This window comes from Pantoea sp. At-9b (genome assembly GCF_000175935.2).
Lineage (GTDB): Bacteria > Pseudomonadota > Gammaproteobacteria > Enterobacterales > Enterobacteriaceae > Pantoea.
In genome coordinates this window covers 139,056-157,160 of the sequence record NC_014841.1, presented here as the reverse complement: position 1 = coordinate 157,160, position 18,105 = coordinate 139,056, and the positions used below count along the sequence as shown (strand labels likewise).

The 18,105-nt window shown below is 53.3% G+C and carries 16 protein-coding genes; 10 read left to right on the top strand and 6 right to left on the bottom strand.

Annotation, left to right across the window (positions count from 1 at the left end; translation table 11 throughout):
• Positions 1-14: 14 nt before the first annotated feature.
• Positions 15-428: a carboxymuconolactone decarboxylase family protein gene (locus tag PAT9B_RS28045; RefSeq protein ID WP_013512665.1), complete on the top strand. Its 414-nt coding sequence runs from the start codon at positions 15-17 to the stop codon at positions 426-428.
• 1 nt (position 429) lies between these two features.
• On the opposite strand, the gene PAT9B_RS28040 is transcribed toward PAT9B_RS28045, so the two are convergent.
• Genes PAT9B_RS28040 through PAT9B_RS28025 form a run of 4 tightly spaced genes read right to left on the bottom strand, consistent with a single transcriptional unit; the run spans position 430 to position 5,191 of the window.
• Positions 430-2,007, bottom strand: a complete 1,578-nt coding sequence (locus PAT9B_RS28040) for an aldehyde dehydrogenase (NADP(+)) (protein WP_013512664.1) — start codon at positions 2,005-2,007, stop codon at positions 430-432.
• A 12-nt stretch (positions 2,008-2,019) separates the two neighbouring features.
• Positions 2,020-3,492: an aldehyde dehydrogenase gene (locus tag PAT9B_RS28035; protein ID WP_013512663.1), complete on the bottom strand. Its 1,473-nt coding sequence runs from the start codon at positions 3,490-3,492 to the stop codon at positions 2,020-2,022.
• Positions 3,493-3,513: 21 nt separating this feature from the next.
• On the bottom strand, positions 3,514-4,305 hold the full coding sequence (locus tag PAT9B_RS28030; protein ID WP_013512662.1) for an amino acid ABC transporter ATP-binding protein: 792 nt from the start codon (positions 4,303-4,305) through the stop codon (positions 3,514-3,516).
• A 1-nt stretch (position 4,306) separates the two neighbouring features.
• Complete coding sequence (locus tag PAT9B_RS28025; protein ID WP_223300543.1) at positions 4,307-5,191, bottom strand: amino acid ABC transporter permease; 885 nt, start codon at positions 5,189-5,191, stop codon at positions 4,307-4,309.
• A 180-nt stretch (positions 5,192-5,371) separates the two neighbouring features.
• On the opposite strand from PAT9B_RS28025, the gene PAT9B_RS28020 reads away from it, so the two are divergent.
• The 5 genes from PAT9B_RS28020 (at position 5,372) to PAT9B_RS28000 (ending at position 10,927) form a co-directional block, all read left to right on the top strand.
• Positions 5,372-6,592, top strand: coding sequence for a D-arabinono-1,4-lactone oxidase (locus PAT9B_RS28020; RefSeq protein ID WP_013512660.1), 1,221 nt, complete (start codon positions 5,372-5,374; stop codon positions 6,590-6,592).
• Positions 6,593-6,712: 120 nt separating this feature from the next.
• A complete protein-coding gene (locus PAT9B_RS28015; protein ID WP_013512659.1) occupies positions 6,713-7,825 on the top strand; it encodes a mandelate racemase/muconate lactonizing enzyme family protein in 1,113 nt (370 codons plus the stop codon).
• A complete protein-coding gene (locus PAT9B_RS28010) occupies positions 7,818-8,882 on the top strand; it encodes a proline racemase family protein (protein WP_013512658.1) in 1,065 nt (354 codons plus the stop codon). Before PAT9B_RS28015 ends, PAT9B_RS28010 begins: the two co-directional genes overlap by 8 nt.
• Before the next feature lie 25 nt (positions 8,883-8,907).
• The gene (locus PAT9B_RS28005; RefSeq protein WP_013512657.1) at positions 8,908-9,813 is read left to right on the top strand and encodes a dihydrodipicolinate synthase family protein; all 906 of its coding nucleotides are present in this window, start codon (positions 8,908-8,910) and stop codon (positions 9,811-9,813) included.
• A 151-nt stretch (positions 9,814-9,964) separates the two neighbouring features.
• Positions 9,965-10,927: a dihydrodipicolinate synthase family protein gene (locus PAT9B_RS28000; protein WP_013512656.1), complete on the top strand. Its 963-nt coding sequence runs from the start codon at positions 9,965-9,967 to the stop codon at positions 10,925-10,927.
• 93 nt (positions 10,928-11,020) lie between these two features.
• On the opposite strand, the gene PAT9B_RS27995 is transcribed toward PAT9B_RS28000, so the two are convergent.
• Both PAT9B_RS27995 and PAT9B_RS27990 read right to left on the bottom strand, forming a co-directional pair.
• The gene (locus tag PAT9B_RS27995) at positions 11,021-11,230 is read right to left on the bottom strand and encodes a YdgH/BhsA/McbA-like domain containing protein (RefSeq protein ID WP_013512655.1); all 210 of its coding nucleotides are present in this window, start codon (positions 11,228-11,230) and stop codon (positions 11,021-11,023) included.
• A gap of 150 nt (positions 11,231-11,380) precedes the next feature.
• Positions 11,381-12,571 carry an MFS transporter gene (locus PAT9B_RS27990; protein WP_013512654.1) on the bottom strand — a complete coding sequence of 397 codons (1,191 nt, stop codon included), beginning with the start codon at positions 12,569-12,571 and terminating at the stop codon, positions 11,381-11,383.
• A gap of 339 nt (positions 12,572-12,910) precedes the next feature.
• On the opposite strand from PAT9B_RS27990, the gene PAT9B_RS27985 reads away from it, so the two are divergent.
• From PAT9B_RS27985 to PAT9B_RS29540, 4 genes are all read left to right on the top strand, one after another.
• Positions 12,911-13,711, top strand: coding sequence for a phytanoyl-CoA dioxygenase family protein (locus tag PAT9B_RS27985; RefSeq protein ID WP_013512653.1), 801 nt, complete (start codon positions 12,911-12,913; stop codon positions 13,709-13,711).
• A gap of 10 nt (positions 13,712-13,721) precedes the next feature.
• On the top strand, positions 13,722-15,554 hold the full coding sequence (locus tag PAT9B_RS27980) for a carbamoyltransferase (protein ID WP_013512652.1): 1,833 nt from the start codon (positions 13,722-13,724) through the stop codon (positions 15,552-15,554).
• 69 nt (positions 15,555-15,623) lie between these two features.
• Positions 15,624-16,730, top strand: coding sequence for an SGNH/GDSL hydrolase family protein (locus PAT9B_RS27975; protein ID WP_013512651.1), 1,107 nt, complete (start codon positions 15,624-15,626; stop codon positions 16,728-16,730).
• Between the two features lie 120 nt (positions 16,731-16,850).
• Complete coding sequence (locus tag PAT9B_RS29540; RefSeq protein WP_013512650.1) at positions 16,851-18,098, top strand: ATP-grasp domain-containing protein; 1,248 nt, start codon at positions 16,851-16,853, stop codon at positions 18,096-18,098.
• The last annotated feature ends 7 nt before the right edge of the window (positions 18,099-18,105 follow it).

Here is an 18,105-nt window from a genome sequence, read left to right as displayed (position 1 = left end):
ACAGGAGAAGCGCAATGGCGTTAGTTAAGTACATCAATGAAGACCAGGCAGAACCCCGCGTTAAAGCGGTGTTTGACGATATTAAACACACCCGTCAGGTTGAGACCATCAACAATTTCTGGCTGGCGCTGGCTAATGATCCGGCGGCGCTGGAACGCACCTGGTCAAGCCTCAAGGCCATCATGTCACCGGAAGGTGAGCTGGACCCGCTGACCAAAGAATTGATTTATGTTGCGGTGTCCATCACCAATGGCTGCGATTACTGCACCGTGTCACATCTGGCGGCAGCACGTAAAGCCGGACTGACGGCCGGTCAGCGCAACGAGCTGTTGGCGATCATCGGCATGGCCAATGAAACCAACCGTCTGGCAACCGGCTATCAGGTGGATATTGATCCGGCGTTGCATAGCTACGCCTCAGGGTTGTAACTCAGCCCGCTTCGCGACCATAAACCCCATTCACCAACCGTAGCAAATGGAGGGGATTATCAGGTTTCAGCGCGTCCGGCAGCAATTCCACCGGGTAGTTTTGATAACACACCGGACGCAGGAAGCGGTCAATGGCGAGCGTTCCCACTGAGGTGCCGCGGGCATCGGAGGTGGCCGGATAAGGTCCGCCATGTACCATGGCATCGCTGACTTCTACGCCGGTGGGATAGCCGTTAAACAGCAACCGCCCGGCCTTGCGTTGCAACAGTGGCACCAGATGGGCGAACTGCTGCACATCCTGCGGCTCAGCCAGCAACGTGGTGGTCAGCTGTCCACGCACCCCCTGTAGCGCCGCCTGCAATTCCGCCTCATCGCGCACGGTAACAGCAATGGTCACCGGGCCGAAGACTTCCTCCTGCAACAGGTCATCACCCGCAATCAGCAGCGATGCATCCGCTGCGAACAGCTGTGGCACCGCCTGATGCCCCTGTTGCACCGCACCGGCCAGATGACGAATGCCGCTGTGTTGATGCAGTTGCGTCAGGCCATGTTCATAGCTACTCAACACACCCCGGTTCAGCATGGTCTGCGCCGGGCTGGTGCGGATATTCTCCGCCATCATGGCAAGGAAGGCGGAAAACTGAGGCGAAGCGATACCGATAATCAGCCCAGGGTTAGTACAGAACTGACCGCACCCGGCTACCACGGAATCGGTCAGTTCACGCGCAATACGTTCGCTGCGCACCGCCAGTGCGCCGGGCAGCAAGATCATCGGGTTGATGCTGCTCATCTCAGCAAACACTGGGATCGGCTGTGGACGGGCGGCCGCGATATCACATAATGCCCGGCCCCCTTTCAGTGAGCCGGTAAAGCCCACCGCCTGGATCGCCGGATGACGAACCAATACCTGACCGATGCTGCCGCCGTAGATCATATTGAACACACCGGCTGGCATCGCGGTTTTCTCTGCCGCCCGCATAATCGCATCCGCCACGCATTCCGCCGTTGCCATATGGCCGCTGTGCGCTTTCACCACCACCGGGCAACCGGCAGCCAGCGCGGCGGCGGTATCGCCCCCTGCTGTGGAGAAGGCCAGCGGGAAGTTACTGGCACCAAACACCGCCACCGGACCGACACCAACCTTAAGCTGGCGCAGATCCGGCCTTGCCAGCGGCTGGCGATCGGGCAAGGCGGTGTCGATGCGAACGCCGAGATAATCACCCCGACGCAGCACGCTGGCGAACAGGCGCATCTGCCCACTGGTGCGCGCACGTTCACCGCGAATGCGTCCTTCCGGCAACGCGGTTTCACGCATCACCAAATGGATAAAATCATCGTTCAGCGCATCGAGTTCATCGGCGATGGCATCAAGAAAAGACGCGCGTTGTTCGGATGGCAGCGCCTGGTAAGGGGCAAAAGCACGCTCAGCAGCGAGGCACGCCTGTTCCGCTTCCTGGTGACTGGCCTGGCTAAAACGGTACGGCAACGCTTCGCCGCTGTGCGCATCGACGCTGCACAACTCGGGGGCGTGCTGGCTGCTGCGTTCACCGCCGATATAGTTTTTTCCCATCAGATTCATGACATGACCTTATCAGCTCAGCGAAACCCAGACGGTTTTCACATGGGTGTATTGATCAAAGGCTTCGATACCTTTGTCGTAGCCGCCAAAACCCGAGGTTTTATAGCCGCCGAAGGGTGTGGTGATATCCCCTTCGCCATAGCCATTCACCGCCACGGTGCCTGCCTGAATCTGACGCGCCATGCGGATAGCCACGTTGATGTCATTCGCAAACACCGTCGCCGCCAGGCCATATTCTGAGTTGTTCGCCAACGTCACCGCTTCTTCTTCAGATCCAAAGGTCATGATCGCCACCACCGGGCCAAAGATTTCCTGCTGCGCCAGCGTCATCTCTGCGGTGACCTGATCGATAATCGTCGCCTCAACGAACCAGCCGCCGGTCTCGGTCAGTACCTGTTTGCCACCCAGCGCCAGTTTGCCGCCTTCGCTGACCGCCTGATCGATGGCACCCAGCACCCGTTTCAATGCTGAGGGTTCAATCATCGGTCCGAGTTTGGTGGCGCGATCGCCCGGCTGGCCGTTTTTCCAGATGGCCGCCGCTTTGGTAAACGCCACCATAAAGGCGTCTTTAATGGATTCATGCACCAGAATGCGCGAGCCGCAGGTGCAGTTCTGCCCCATATTCCAGAAGGCAGCGTTTGCCAGGTTTTCGGCGATGCTGTCGAGATTCTCCGACACATCCGGCATGATGATTTGCGGACTTTTACCGCCACACTCCAGCACCACTTTCTTCAGGTTGCTGTCGGCGGAGTAACGCAGGAACTGACGGCCAATTTCGGTGGAGCCGGTAAAGGTCAATGCATCCACATCCTGGTGTAAACCCAGTGCTTTGCCTGCAATATGCCCCAGTCCCGGCACCACGTTAAACACCCCGGCCGGAATTCCCGCTTCCAGCGCCAGTTCGCCAATACGCAGGGTTGACAGCGACGCCAGCTCGGCCGGTTTCACCACAATCGAGTTACCTGCCGCCAGCGCCGGGGAGATCTTCCACGAAAGGGTAGCCGCCGGGAAATTCCACGGCAGCACCATACCGACCACCCCGACCGGCTCGCGCACAATCAACCCGAGGTTACCTTCCCCTGTTGGTGAAATTTTGCCAAACACCTTATCGATGGCCTCGGCATACCAGCGCACGTTATTCACCACATCCGGGATATCGAAGTTCTCACAGTCCGAGATCGGCTTACCGGCATCAATGGAGTCCAGCTGAGCCAGTTCCGCCGTATGCTGCTCCAGCAGGCTGGCGAACTTCAGCAAAATACGTTTGCGCTCACGCGGATCGAGACGGCTCCAGACCCCGGCCTGAAAAGCCTCACGCGCGGCCTGCACCGCTTTATCCACATCACCTTCAGAACAGGCGGCAATCTGGTTCAGCACCTGGCCGGTGGCCGGGTTGTAGTTATCAAACACTGCGCCATGTTCAGCAGCAACAAACTGTCCATTGATCAATGCCTGGGTACGAACGGTCTCAGGTAAGGAAGTCATAAACGCTCCAGCGGATTAGAGTTAGAGAACTTTGCCAAGAAAGGCTTTGGCACGCGCATTCTGTGTGTTCTGGAAGAATTCATACGGCGAGCCTTGTTCCATCACCACGCCTTTGTCCATAAACACCACCTGGTCACACACCTCGCGGGCAAAGCCGAGTTCGTGTGTCACCACAATCATGGTCATGCCCTCGGCAGCCAGCTCGCGCATCACGCTCAGCACCTCACCCACCAGTTCCGGGTCGAGGGCGCTGGTTGGCTCATCAAACAGCATCAATTTGGGTTTCATCGCCAGCGCGCGCGCAATCGCCACGCGCTGCTGCTGTCCACCGGAGAGGGTGCGCGGATAAGCGTTGGCTTTGGCACTCAGCCCCACTTTGGTCAGCAACGTCATTGCCTGATCGATGGCTTCGGCCTTGCGCATGCGGCGTACATGAATCGGCGCTTCGATGATGTTTTCCAGCACCGTCATATGCGGGAACAGATTGAAGCCTTGAAACACCATGCCGATGTCGGCGCGCTGACGTGCCACTTCGGACTTCTTCATTTCATACAGTTTGCCGTGATGTTCGCGGTAACCCACCATCTCGCCGCCAACCTGCAACAGACCACGATCGATGCGCTCCAGATGGTTCATACAGCGCAGAAAGGTACTTTTGCCGGACCCTGACGGGCCGAGGATGCAGCACACGCGGCCATACTCAACAGTGAGGTCGATACCGTTCAGCACCGGGAGATGGTCATAGGACTTTTCGATACCTCGTGCCACAACCGCAAACTGGCCGGGCAATATGGGAGAATAAGCTGAGGCCATATCAGGAACTCCTTGCCGGTTGTTCTTGTGGTTCCACCTGCGTGGCTGCGGCACGTTGTTCACTCCTGGCAAAGTATTTTTCCAGGTAATGTTGCAGCACGGAAAGCACCGTGGTCAGCACCAGATACCAGAGCGAAGCCACAATCAGCAGCGGGATGGTTTGAAAGTTGTTGGTGTAAATCAGCTGGGCGGAATAAAGCAGGTCCTGCATGGCAATGACACTCACCAGCGAGGTGGTTTTCAGCATGCCAATCAGCTGGTTACCCGTAGGTGGAATAATGATGCGCATCGCCTGCGGCAGAATGACGCGGAACATCACGCGGAAGCTGGACATGCCTAACGCTTCTGCCGCTTCACGCTGACCGTTTGGCACCGCGCTCAGGCCGGAGCGCACAATCTCCGACATATACGCGCCTTCATTCAGCCCCAGACCCAGCAAGGCAGCGGCATAGACGGTAATCACCTTGTTGGCATCAAACGCTCCGAGGCTCGGTCCGAACGGAAATCCGAGGGTGATTTGCGGATAAAGTGCCGAAAGGTTGAACCAGAAAATCAGTTGCACCAGCAGCGGCGTACCACGAAATAGCCATAGATAGGCGGAGGCGACCGTGGAGAGTACCGGGTTTTTCGACATGCGCATCAACGCGATGAGCGTTCCCAGAACAATACCAATCGCCATTGAGGCCAGCGTCAACCAGGCGGTGGTGTAGAGTCCCGCGATGATCGAGTCATCAAAAAGATATTGCGCGACGGCGTCCCAGTGAAAGCGTGGATTGGTGATGGCAGAGATAATCAGACCGATGGCGATCACCAGTAAAACCCCCGCAGCAAACCAGCGACCACGGTGCCTCAACGGGACGACGGGCATATGTTCAAGCTCTCTCATATCTTTCATTACCTGCCGATTTAACAGTTGTGTCTGTGTCACTTGCGTTCCCCTGAACATGTTTAAACCTGGTAAGGCGATAAAATAACCTGGTAATCGATAACCGGTAGCCGCTAACATAATGTTGGTTTATTTTTTATGCGTCAATACCCCTTAATCACAAATTGCGGAGCGCAACACATGACCCAACATCACTGGCAGAACTGGGGCGGTAACCAGGCATTCGACTGCGACAAGCTCGCCCGACCCGGCGACGAAGCCGCTGCCATCGCCCTGATCCAACAGGCGGTAGCGGAAAAATACAGCGTGCGGGTGGCAGGCAGCGGCCATTCATTTACCCCAGTGGTGGAGACGAAAAACCTGCTGCTGGATCTCTCGGCGCTGAGTGGCGTGCTTGCCTGCGACAGCGAGAAGTTACAGGCGCAGGTATGGGGCGGATCGACGCTGGCCTCGCTCGGCGCACCGCTGTGGCAGGCGGGCATGTCGATCGCCAACCAGGGGGATGTGGATGCGCAGTCGATTGCCGGGGCAATTGCTACCGGCACCAAAGGATCGGGCATCCACTACGGCTCGATCTCATCTCAGGTGACCAGCCTGCGGGTGGTCAACGGGCGTGGTGAGGTGATGGATATCGACGCCAGCACGCCGGAGCTGCTGCATGCGGCGCAGGTGTCACTGGGGATGTTGGGTCCGGTGCTGCGTGTCGGCTTACAACTGATCCCCTCCTATAGCCTGCGGGAAGAAAACATCATCCTGCCGATGGAGGAAGTGTGGCGTCAGTGGGACTTTCTGCTGCGTGAATATCGCCATTTCTCCTTCTGGTGGATGCCAGGAGCGCGTTCCGCCGACCTCTATCAGCTCGGCGAGGTGCCTGCCGGGCACTGCTTCGTTAAGTTGCTGCGCGAAGTCCCTCACGCTGCACCCGGCACGCCGGTGGGAGAGATCAACCATCGTACCGATCAGGCCTGGCGGATTTATCCCGATGGCACCACCGAATCGAAATTCCATGAGCTGGAGTACATGGTCGATGCCAACGATGCCCGTGACGCGGTGCAGGCACTGCAACAACTGATGCTGACGCAGTTCCCCGATGCGCAGTCGCCGTTACAGGTACGCTGGCAAAAAGCCGATCACGGTTTTCTCTCGGCGCAGTCAGGCCGTGACAGCACCTCCCTCTCCGTCTCCGGCGAGATCGGTAAAAATTACCTGCCGTTCCTGCGCGCGGTGGACAGCACCCTGGCTGAATTTCAGGCGCGACCGCACTGGGGAAAATTGCACTTTCTCAGCCGTCAACGCGTGGCGCAACTCTACCCGGATTTCAGCCGTTTCGTGCAGCTACGCCGCGAGCTGGACCCGCATAACCTGTTCCTCAACCCGCAACTGGCCGCCCTCTTTAGTTGATCACTGATTCAGACGCGGCACGCTACAACGGCGAATTGAGCAAGAAAAAAGCAGATTGACAGCCCAAGTGTCGAATGTAATATATTACCCATTACCAACAACGCAAGGTGGCACCGACAGATGAAAATCGCTGCAATCGAAGTGTATGGCTATGACCTGACTTACGCCCACGGTGAATACGTAATGTCAGGTGGACGCGCGGCCCAAAGCCAGGCTTCCACCCTGGTCCGTCTGGTGACGGATACTGGTGAAGAAGGCTGGGGAGAAAGCTGCACCCTCGGGGGGACTTACCTGCCCGCGTTTGCCGGTGGCACACGGGAGAGTGTGCGGGCTATGGCTCCAGCGCTTATCGGTCTTGATCCCACCAATTTGGCGCTGATCCACCAGCAAATGAACGCGGTGCTGCTCGGTCAGGAAAGCGCCAAAAGCGCCATCGATATCGCCTGCTGGGATCTGTTGGGTAAAACCGCTGGCCTGCCGATTGCACGGTTGATTGGCGGTATCGCACAGCCGGATTTCCCGTTGTATGAGGCCGTGCCGCTCTCGTCGCCTGAGGCGATGGCGGAGTTTGTGCGCCTGCGTCAGCGTGAAGGCATCAACCGCTTCCAGCTGAAAGTCGGTAACGATCCTTATGAAGATGCAGAACGCACTCGCCGTGTCGTTGAGGCTTGCGATAAAGATGCAGTGATTGTCGCCGATGCCAACGGTGGCTGGAACCTGCAGGCGGCGGTGGTCGCGGTACGTGAAATGGCCGGGCTGGATATTATCGTTGAGCAACCCTGCCGTGACACCGCCGATTGCGCGCTGGTGCAACGTATGAGCAGCCTGCCATTATCGATGGACGAATCGGTGATCAACGCAGCCGCATTGTATCGCGCCAAATACGATGCCGGAGCGGTGTCGGTCAATATCAAGCTGGCGCGTGTGGGTGGGATCACCGGTGCCGTGCGCATGCGCGACCTGGCGCAGGATCTCGGCATGACCATCGTGATTGAAGATGTCTGGGGGGGTGATGTCACCTCGGCGGCAGTGGCGCATGTGGCCGCCGGCACCCACCCGGCAGCACTATTGCACGCCTCGTTCTTTAACGACTGGACCAAAGAACATATCGCCGGTTATCAGCCCCGTTCAGAGCGGGGTCGTGGTCGCGCGCCGCAAGCGCCAGGGTTAGGCATCAACGTTGATCGCGCCCTGCTCGGTCAGCCGCTTTTCCGGGTGGATAGCCATGAATAACAGCCGCACTTTACCCGCCAGCGCGCTGGCATGGCTGGAGCGCGCTGATCGCCAGGAGATTCTGGCGGTGGATTCTCATACCTGTGGCAACCCGACACGCATCGTTTTATCCGGCATCACCCTGCCAGAGAGCGTGCAGGGAGTGGATGCCGCGCGTCTTTGGCTACGCGATCATGCCGACCACTGGCGGCGGCGTCTGGTGCATGAACCACGCGGTGGCGGCCTGACCTGTGCGGTACTACCGATTGCCACCCAGGAAGACGGCTGTGATATTGGCGCGGTGATCATGGAGCCAGGCTCTTACCCGCCGATGTGCGGCCACTGCATGATTGGTTTTGCCTCGGTGATTGTCGAAATGAACCTGCTACCGGGTTTGTGGCAGGACCATCCGCAGCAGACGACGTTTCGTATCCGTACCCCAGCGGGTCCGATTGGCATCACCGCACGCCGTACAGGTGAGCACTTCACCACCGTGACCATGGTGAATGTCGAGTCGTTTGTGGTGAAAACCCCGCAACCCTATCAGGTTGATGGCCGCACCCTACCGGTTGAGTTGCTGTACGGCGGCGATTACTACATCTCGGTGGACGCCAGCCAGATTGGCTTATCGCTGGAACGGGATAACGCCACAGAAATTGTGCGGCTGGCACGCCTGCTGCGCGCCGAATATACCGCCGGTGGGGTATGCGATCCTCTGTCCGGTGATGAACTGGATGTCTATCAGGTGTTGTTTTATCACTACGATGCCACACAACCGCAGGATGCCAGTATTGTGGTGGTGGCCCCACCCGGGGTGATCGATCGTTCGCCGTGTGGTACCGGCACCAGCGCGCTGTTCGCCAAGCTGGTGAGCGAAGGCAAAGTCGCACCCGATGCCACCGTCACTACCCACAGTATTATCGGTTCGACCTTTAGTGTCACCGCGCAGCAGGTGCGCGAAACCACCGATCGTTTATATGTTATCCCGGCCATCACCAGCCGGGCTTACATTAACGGTTTTCTTATCCTTGCTGCCGATGCGGAAGACGCACTCGCAGATGGTTTTCCCCCGCTTTAATCATTTATTAACGGAGATTTAGCACATGATCCTTAAGGGTGTACTTTCTGCCATCGTTACGCCTTTCACCGCCGACGGTGAAAAAATCGATGAAGCTGCACTGCGGAAGCTGGTTGAGCAGGGTATTGCAGATGGCGTCGACGGTTTCGTTCCCGCAGGCGGCACCGGTGAATTCTCGGTACTGTCCCACGACGAACGTTTGCGTCTGGTGGAAATTGTCGTGGACCAGACTGCTGGTCGTGCCTCGGTGCTGGCGCATACCGGTGCTACCTCCACACGTGAAGCTGTTGCGTTTTCCAAACACGCCCAGGAGGTGGGAGCCAGCGCGGTTATGCTCGCCACCCCTTATTATGAGCCAATCGGCTTTAATGAAGCCTTCGCCTATTACGCGGGCGTCGCCGAAGCCACCGACCTGCCGATTTGTGCTTATAACTTCCCACCGGCCACCGGACTACATCTGGACGTCGATTTTTTATTAAAACTGACGCGTGAAATTCCGCAGGTGAAATATGTCAAAGACTCATCGGCCAATATTATGCAGATGAGTACCTTAATAAATGAGCATGCCAATGAGATCCATTTTCTTAATGGCGAAGATGTTTTAATGCTGCCGGCATTAATGTTGAAAGCACCAGGCATGGTGATGGGCATTGCCAACTTTATGGCACCGGCGCTGGCAAAACTGCATCAGGCGAGTCAAAGCGGCGATGATCAAACGGTGGTGACAATCTGGCGACAGATTTATCCGCTGATTTGCCTGCTGGGTTCAGGCCGCTACAACAGTGGCGTAAAAGCCGCCTGTGAACTGCTGGGACTGTCTGTCGGGCCAGTGCGCGCACCGATTCCGCAATACAGCAGCGAACAGAAAGCCGTGTTGAAAAATGTCCTGGCAGAGATCGATCCGGCATTATTGACCGGCGCGGCACGCTAATCCGGCTTTATTAGCCGCCTGATCTCAGCAGGCGGCGCGACAATCCAAAAACCCCGTGTGGGACGCTCAGATTTATTCTGACGATGGCCTCCCCTACGCCGATTTTCGCTGTCGCAAAGATGATTCAATTAAATTAACGGGAGATGAAAACATGAAGTCAGCGATATTTTCCGGTGTAATTCCTGCATTAATGACGCCCTGCAACGCAGAACGTCAGCCGGATTTTGATGGGCTGGTGCGTAAAGCGCAGCAATTATTGGCCAGCGGTATGTCGGCGGTGGTGTATTGCGGATCGATGGGTGACTGGCCGCTGCTGACCGATGCGCAGCGTATGCAAGGCGTTGAACGTCTGGTGCAAGCGGGCGTACCGGTCATTGTTGGTACCGGTGCCGTGAATACCGCTTCTGCCGTGGCCCATGCCCGTCATGCCCAGCAGGTAGGCGCTAAAGGGTTGATGGTTATTCCGCGTGTGCTGTCTCGGGGTTCGGTGATTGCGGCGCAGAAAGATCACTTCAAAGCCATCCTGGCAGCGGCACCGGATTTACCGGCAGTGATCTACAACAGCCCGTATTACGGCTTTGCCACCCGCGCCGATTTGTTTTTCGCCCTGCGCGCAGAGCATCCCAATTTGGTCGGTTTTAAGGAATTTGGTGGCCCGGATGACCTGCGCTATGCCGCCGAACACATCACCAGCCGCGATGATGATGTCACGCTGATGGTAGGCGTTGATACCGCCGTGGTACACGGTTTTGTCAACTGCGGTGCTACCGGGGCAATTACCGGTATTGGTAATGTGCTGCCGAAAGAGGTCATCCATCTGTGCAACCTGTCGCGCACTGCGGCAACCGGCCACGCTGAAGCCCGCCAGCGTGCCCAGGAGCTGGAGCAAGCGTTGGCGATTCTGTCATCTTTTGATGCCGGACCGGATCTGGTGTTGTTCTTCAAGTACATGATGGTATTGCAGGGTGATAAGGAGTACGCGCTGCACTTCAACAGCAGTGACGAACTGAGCGCCAGCCAACGTGGTTACGTGGAACACCAGTTGAAGCTGTTTAAAACCTGGTACGCCGACTGGAGCCAGTTACCTGGCGTGGTTCAGGAAACCAAAGCCTGACAGATCCCAGCGGGCTGCACAGTTGCGCAGCCCCTGTGCAAAAAAGGCCGCCTTGCGGCGACCTTTTCCGGCATATCCCTATATGACCATCCGTTATTTATACAGTTCTGCGGTCATGTGAACACGGTTATTGGTGTTCGCTTCGGTAATTTTGTACTGTGCACCCTGCTGTGCGGCCTGTGCAGCGATTTTCGCTTCTGCGCCATCCAGGGTGGAAGCGGAAGCAGTAATGCTCTGTGCAAAGCTGCCGAAAGAAATCAGTGACAGAGCCGCAACTGCAACGAAAGTTTTGATAGATTTCATGGTCATTTCCTCAGAATTTTGTTTAGTCGGTGAGGCGTTCTGCCTCGATGTGAGAAAGAATAGACCTGTCGGGTGGCGAGGGAAAGCTGAGGGTTTTGCTGTTAAAATTCAAAAAAATTGAATGAAATATGCACTGACTCGCTACTGTGATTAGCACCGCCTTTTGAACAGCAGAATATAAAGTGCAACGACCATACCGCTGATGATGAAAAGTCCGGTTGCCGTATATCCCATCATCACATCGTGATGCCTGACCAGCCAACTGACCGCAAGCGTGGCAGGAACAGAAAGCGCCAGACCAGCGGCATTTGCATAACCGAAAAAACGTCCGGTCGCCTCCCTGCGACAAACACTGTAGATAAGCTGACGGCAGCCAATTCGCGCAAAGCCATAAAAAAGGGTTCCCAAAGGGAACAGGACAAAATAATGAGACAGACCGAAGCGCGGCTGCAAAAAAATGCAGATTGCGCACAGCAGGTATCCGCCAGCAATGATGACAACCAAAGGGAACTGTTTGTGAATGCGGGTGTAAAGCAACGATGAAACAATCACACCAACCCCGGCCAGCGCATCCGCGATACCCAGAGACGTTGCGCTGGCCGAAAAATACTGCACCACCAGAATGACCATCAGGGTATTGGTGACGGTAATAATGACATTGCCTGTCGCATACAAAAGTAATGCTCCTGCGGGCCGGTAATGGTTCAAGACCTGTTGAACATCCGCATCGGTTTCCGCGGATGTCGGAGATCGGTAGCGAAGTGAGCCGATAAGCAAGCCACTGATAAAATAGGCTATCGCACTGACGAGAAAAACACTGGCCGGTGAAAAGTGGTCCATCGCTGCCCCACCGATGGCAACTGAAATCAATGAACCCGCCTGGATAGCAATTTCGAAACGCGAACTAAAGCGGGGGAGTTGTTCTTCTCTGACACAATGCCTGATAAGGGCATTGGTTGCCGGAAAAATCATCGCGGTACAGGCGGAAAGTAAAAACGAGAAAAAATAGAGCGGGTAAGGGGTCAACTCTCCAAACACCGCCAGCAGCAGCAGCCCACCGCCACCACTGGCGCTAATCAGATTGGCAACCAGACAAATTCTCTGTGGTGAATAGTGGTCTGCCATTCTGCCAGCAACAAATGACAGCAGTGCCTGTGGTAAAGACACCATGATGAACAACACCCCGATACTGCCCGGATCACCTGTGGTTTGGCTCATAATGAGCGCGGCAGCGATAACGGCGATGCCATTGCCGAAAGTGTAGGCGAACGTGCCGGATAACAGACGCCAGGCAAGACGTCGTTCTTCTGCCCGAAGAGATATTTCTGGAATTATTGACATAAATTCATCCTTGAATAATGACTGCCTGTGAATATGACTTAATCGTAAAAGGTAATTATAATTTATTTATTAATCATCAAAATGACGTTTTATCGCCCCTTGCAACATCGCACTTTTTGCGAACGCAGTTGAGCTTACGTCCCCTCTCTTGGCTGAATTGCTGACCGTATTTTACGCATAAAAATTACTCACGGTACGTTTATTTATTGACGGGCTATACTTTGGTCAGTAGATTGTTATTGTTTATTAATCCATCACCCTGCATTGAAAATCGCATGGATTTATAAATTAATCATTATATTTCAATGGAATAACACATAAAGTCATAGGATGAAAGAAATGGATGCAAAGGAAATGGAATTGTATGCTCAACATGGATTTAACATCATCGAATCACTGTACACTCGTCATGAAGTCCGGGTCATGGAAGATGAAACCCAAAAGTTGATGCAGCAGATCATCGTGGGAACGGTTCTGGAGGAAGACGGTAAAACAATAAGAAGTATTAATGGACCAGACCTGCACAGCACGTTTTTTCAAAACCTGGCCTGTGATGAACGTCTGCTTAAGCGTGCAGAAGCCCTACTGGGCGGCCCCGTCTACGTACATCAATATAAGATAAATACCAAACAGGCGTTCCAGGGGCAAAACTGGGAATGGCATTCGGATTACTGGTTTTGGAAAAAAGAAGACGGCATGCCAAAACCGGAGGCGTTAACGGCTGTTATTTTCCTGGACGAGATCAATGATTTTAACGGCCCTATGTTACTGGTGCCCGGCACTCAACATGATGAACTCATCGATGAGATCCATGCAAAACCCTACGGAGAGCTTGATGGCGGTGAAAATTGGGCGATTACCACCGCACAAAAACTTAAATACCGTCTTTCCGAAAATTACCTGCGCCGCAAAATCGAACATAAGGGAATGGTTGCAGCCAAAGGCCGTCCCGGTGATGTCCTTTTCTTCCATTGCAACCTCCTACACTGCTCCAGCGCAAACGCCTCCCCCTGGGACAGAAAAGCCGTTTTCATTTCTTATAACCGGGTCAGTAATCCATTAAACGACGTTTCTTCACCGCGCCCCGCGTTTATGGCATCCCGTCAATTCACACCTCTGAGTGCCAGACTCGCTTTCTGAGAGGAATATCATGAAAACTTACATTCTTGGTCTGTCATGTTTTTTCCATGACAGTGCTGCTGCATTGCTCTGCGATGGAGAAATTGTCGCCGCAGCTCAGGAGGAGCGATTCACTCGTATCAAACAGGATTGTTCATTTCCTGAGAATGCGGTGAAGTTTTGTCTGCAAATGGCGGGAATAACGCTTGCCCAGGTATCGGAGATTTTTTATTACGAGAACCCCGAAAAAAAGTTTAACCGCATTATGTCCACAGCAACCACGTCGGGGTGGTCAGGTGTTAAGTCGCTTTTTCTTCACGTACCAGGCTGGCTGACCGACAAAATTCATGTCCGCAAAAAATTAAGAAAGGCACTGAGCTTCTGCGGCACTTCTGTCCCAGAAATCACCTATATCGATCATCATCGCTCCCATGCAGCATCAGCATTCTTTCCAAGCCCTTATGAAAAAGCCTTAGTAATCTGTATTGATGGCGTTGGCGAGTGGGACACGACAACGGTCTGGGAAGGTGACGGTAACAGGCTCACAAAACATTGGGAAATTCGTTTTCCCCACTCCCTTGGTCTGCTGTATTCGGCATTCACCTTCTACTGTGGATTCAAAGTGGATTCTGGTGAATACAAACTGATGGGACTTGCTCCCTATGGAAGCCCGGTTTATGTCGATCTGATTAAAAAACATCTTATTCAGGTTAACCCGGACGGCAGTTTCGAGATGGATATGTCTTTTTTTGACTATGCTACCGGCGATCAGATGACATCAAACAAGTTTCATGAATTGTTTGGTGGCCCGCCACGTATGGCTGAGAGTGAACTCACTGAGCGCGAGTTTAATCTGGCCGCCTCGGTGCAATCCGTACTTGAAGAAGTGGTGTTACTCATGGCGCGGAACTGGCAGACAAAAACCGGGGCAACCAATCTTTGTCTGGCCGGGGGTGTTGCGCTTAACTGCGTGGCCAATGGCAAGCTGGCAGAATCGGGGATATTCAAAAATATCTGGGTACAACCTGCCTCCGGCGACAGCGGTGGTTCCTTGGGCGCAGCCCTGTCGGGTTGGTATGAACACGGCAATGCCGTGCGCATGCCTGAGCCAGAAGACAGCATGAAGGGAAGCTACCTTGGAAGCGATTATACACGTGATGAGCTCCTGGCATTTCTCACTGAACGGGGCGCAGTCTTTACCGAATTGCCAGATGAGAAACTTTGCGCCGAAGTTGCCCGTATTCTTGCCAATGGCAATGTGACGGGCTGGTTTCAGGGGCGGATGGAATTCGGTCCAAGATCGTTAGGCGCACGTTCGATCCTCGGTGATGCGCGTAATCGGCAAATGCAGACAGTGATGAACCTCAAAATTAAAAACAGGGAGTCGTTTCGTCCATTTGCGCCAGCGGTGCTGGAAGAATACGCGCAGGAATGGTTCCGCGCCAAGGCACAAAGTCCGTACATGCTATTCGTCTGCCCGGTAGCGGAAGCAAAACGTATTCCTACACAGCCCGACACTCCACGAGCAACGGGCCTGGAGCGGCTGAACCAGGTCCGTTCCCAGATCCCCGCGGTCACTCATGTGGATAATTCGGCGCGTCTGCAAACGGTCAATGGCCGATATAACCCTCTTTTTTTCAGACTCCTGAGTGCGTTCCATGCACGTACCGGCTGCCCGGTGCTGGTTAATACCTCATTCAATGTTCGGGGAGAGCCGATAGTGGAATCGCCGGAGAATGCTTGGGTCTGTTTTATGCGCACCTCAATGGACTATCTCGTATTAGGTAACTTTGTTTTGCGCAAACAGGACCAACCAGCGTGGGAAGAACAAACAGACTGGAAGGAACATTATCCGCTGGACTAATTCTGGATAAATTAATCCAGCTACCGAGGGACAAGCACACCATGCTAATAATTTTTCAAAGGACGAACCATGAAATTTAAAAAACTGTCGCATCAGGAAGCGGTAAATCGTTGCTATGAACTTACACCACAATTACGTGAATATGATGAGTTCATGTATTTAGGTGTCAGGTGGGTGCCATATACCATGTTTTTCCATCATCAAAATTACACATCAGATGTTATTAATACCGATAGCATGGGGTTTCGCCTGAGCTATTCACCTTTTGGCTGGGCATCAACGGCAGACTTCCCGAAAGACATGCCAGTCAATATTGTGATCGGTGGTTCGACGGCAATGGGAACAGGAACAACATCTGATGCAAACACTGTGTCCTCTACCCTTTCCCGGCTCACAGGTGAGGTCTGGTTGAATTTTGGTGGTCGCGGATACAATGCCATCCAGGAAGCCATTATTTTTATGTTAAACCAACACCGGTTCTCCAGAATTAACAACATCATCATTCTCAGCGGGCTAAATACCTTAACACTAGAAGGATTACCAGACGATTATTCGAGTGAGTACGGTAAATATTATTATTCATACGAATTCACCCATTATATGAGTCGATACAATGAGGACTTAAAGAAGCGCGCAAACTCCTATGCGTCATGGAATGACACCGCAACCAAAAACCTTTTTCCCCGACTGACAGAGAAGTTCTACAACTGGCTGGATGAAGATATTGAAAATCCAGCAGAGAACGTCATTAATGACACCCATATGAACCTCGCGGAGCGTATTCATCGTGCAGCCCGGACAACCGTGGACTCTGCTGCTCAGATTAATCAATTGGCACGCCGTAATCGCGCCAAAGTGCATTACATTCTACAGCCTCTGTCACGATGGAGTAAGAACGAGTTTCATGAGACAGAAGAAGAAATGTTCCATGCCATTGATGCTTGTGCGAACAACTTCTGGCGGTTATTTGAAAAACTCACTACACCCGATTTACATGAGTCCTATTCTTCAAAGATACGAGCAGGATGTCTTGATGAAGATATAGGCTATTTTGACATGAACCTTCTGATGAAAGATTCCCCTGTCCTACACGAAAATGTTTATATCGATCATCTTCACTTTAATGATTCTGGTTACGAAGAGATGGCAAGGATTATCCATGAAAAAATTATCTGATAAAAAACCAGGCAAACATTCTGAAAATATTATCATCCGAATTTTCCAGCGAATTTTCAGAAAAAAGAATAGAAAAACAGGTTCAACCTATCCCCTGAGATAAATGGAGAGATGAGCGCCATGTTGAATAAATCTAAAGTTGTCAGACCTGTTATCGTCATTGTTGATGCCGTTTCTTCTGGTGCATTGCTCACTGAAGAGATGGCTCCAGATTTTGATCTGGTTCATGTTGAATCAGATGCTTCCGTACATGCATTATCTCACCCCCGATTCCATAAGCATTTATTTAAGACACTTTATCGCTGGGAAGACCGTCAGGAAAAAACACTTCTGCATGAAATCGCCCGTCATAGTCCCCTGGCGATTATTCCTGGTAATGAGTCAGCCGTGATGCTGGCTGACAAACTGGCATGGCATATTGAACCCGATGGAAATAATCCTGACACTACCTCGCTTCGCAGAGACAAATATCTGATGAATGAGGCGGTAGGTCGTGCCGGTCTGAAGGTCACACCTCAAACTTTCAGTCATGATCCTGAAGTACTTAAAAAATGGTTCAGACAGTTGGGTAAACCAAAAGTTGTGGTGAAACCACTCGACAGTGCGGGATCTGATGACGTGTATATCTGTACGAATGAAAAGCAAATTGAAACGGCTGTGTTAGCTATCACAGGCAAACAAAATAGTATGCACAATCACAACCATAATGCTCTTATCCAGCAGTTTATTGACGGTACTGAATATGTCGTCAATACCGTGAGCCTAAATGGTATACATAAAGTCACTGATGTATGGCGGGTTTCAAAACGACTGACTGATGGAAGGAATCTGTATGACTACGATGACCTGTGCAACCCAGTAGATGCAGAAGTTCATCAGTGTATTGCTTATACCCTACGGGTGCTTGACGCAACCGGGATAGTAAAAGGTGCCGGTCATACAGAACTGATATTGACCTCTGAAGGTCCCGTGCTGCTCGAGGTGGCTGCCAGAGCTTCTGGTGCTGCCAATCCCAAAGCCATCCGCCATGCTACGGGTAGTGATCAGCTGGAGCTGATGAAATATGCCTATACCTGCCCTGAGACCTTCCATCAGGTGGTTGCTCTATACCATCTCGAACTTCCCCTGCGTTGTGTTCATGCTATTGCTTCCAAAGCTGAACCCTTTTCCCATGCTGCACTTCTGGCGTTTCTTGAAAAGTTGCCCGGTTTTGTCAGCGTCATCATGAAAGCGGCTGATGGCGGATTGCTCAGACCAACAACGGATGTTTCTTCCTGTCCTGCTGCTTTTTTTCTGACGGGGCAGACGGATCAGGAAATCGCTCTCACCTATTTTCAGTATCGCCAGTGGGAAGCTGAGCATCTCTGAAGGATAT

Bases quoted from the DNA above. Each gene is read 5' to 3' on its own strand.
- PAT9B_RS28045 (WP_013512665.1), top strand. From the start codon at position 15: ATGGCGTTAGTTAAGTACATCAATGAAGACCAGGCAGAACCCCGCGTT.
- PAT9B_RS28040 (WP_013512664.1), bottom strand. From the start codon at position 2,007: ATGAATCTGATGGGAAAAAACTATATCGGCGGTGAACGCAGCAGCCAG.
- PAT9B_RS28035 (WP_013512663.1), bottom strand. From the start codon at position 3,492: ATGACTTCCTTACCTGAGACCGTTCGTACCCAGGCATTGATCAATGGA.
- PAT9B_RS28030 (WP_013512662.1), bottom strand. From the start codon at position 4,305: ATGGCCTCAGCTTATTCTCCCATATTGCCCGGCCAGTTTGCGGTTGTG.
- PAT9B_RS28025 (WP_223300543.1), bottom strand. From the start codon at position 5,191: ATGAGAGAGCTTGAACATATGCCCGTCGTCCCGTTGAGGCACCGTGGT.
- PAT9B_RS28020 (WP_013512660.1), top strand. From the start codon at position 5,372: ATGACCCAACATCACTGGCAGAACTGGGGCGGTAACCAGGCATTCGAC.
- PAT9B_RS28015 (WP_013512659.1), top strand. From the start codon at position 6,713: ATGAAAATCGCTGCAATCGAAGTGTATGGCTATGACCTGACTTACGCC.
- PAT9B_RS28010 (WP_013512658.1), top strand. From the start codon at position 7,818: ATGAATAACAGCCGCACTTTACCCGCCAGCGCGCTGGCATGGCTGGAG.
- PAT9B_RS28005 (WP_013512657.1), top strand. From the start codon at position 8,908: ATGATCCTTAAGGGTGTACTTTCTGCCATCGTTACGCCTTTCACCGCC.
- PAT9B_RS28000 (WP_013512656.1), top strand. From the start codon at position 9,965: ATGAAGTCAGCGATATTTTCCGGTGTAATTCCTGCATTAATGACGCCC.
- PAT9B_RS27995 (WP_013512655.1), bottom strand. From the start codon at position 11,230: ATGAAATCTATCAAAACTTTCGTTGCAGTTGCGGCTCTGTCACTGATT.
- PAT9B_RS27990 (WP_013512654.1), bottom strand. From the start codon at position 12,571: ATGTCAATAATTCCAGAAATATCTCTTCGGGCAGAAGAACGACGTCTT.
- PAT9B_RS27985 (WP_013512653.1), top strand. From the start codon at position 12,911: ATGGATGCAAAGGAAATGGAATTGTATGCTCAACATGGATTTAACATC.
- PAT9B_RS27980 (WP_013512652.1), top strand. From the start codon at position 13,722: ATGAAAACTTACATTCTTGGTCTGTCATGTTTTTTCCATGACAGTGCT.
- PAT9B_RS27975 (WP_013512651.1), top strand. From the start codon at position 15,624: ATGAAATTTAAAAAACTGTCGCATCAGGAAGCGGTAAATCGTTGCTAT.
- PAT9B_RS29540 (WP_013512650.1), top strand. From the start codon at position 16,851: ATGTTGAATAAATCTAAAGTTGTCAGACCTGTTATCGTCATTGTTGAT.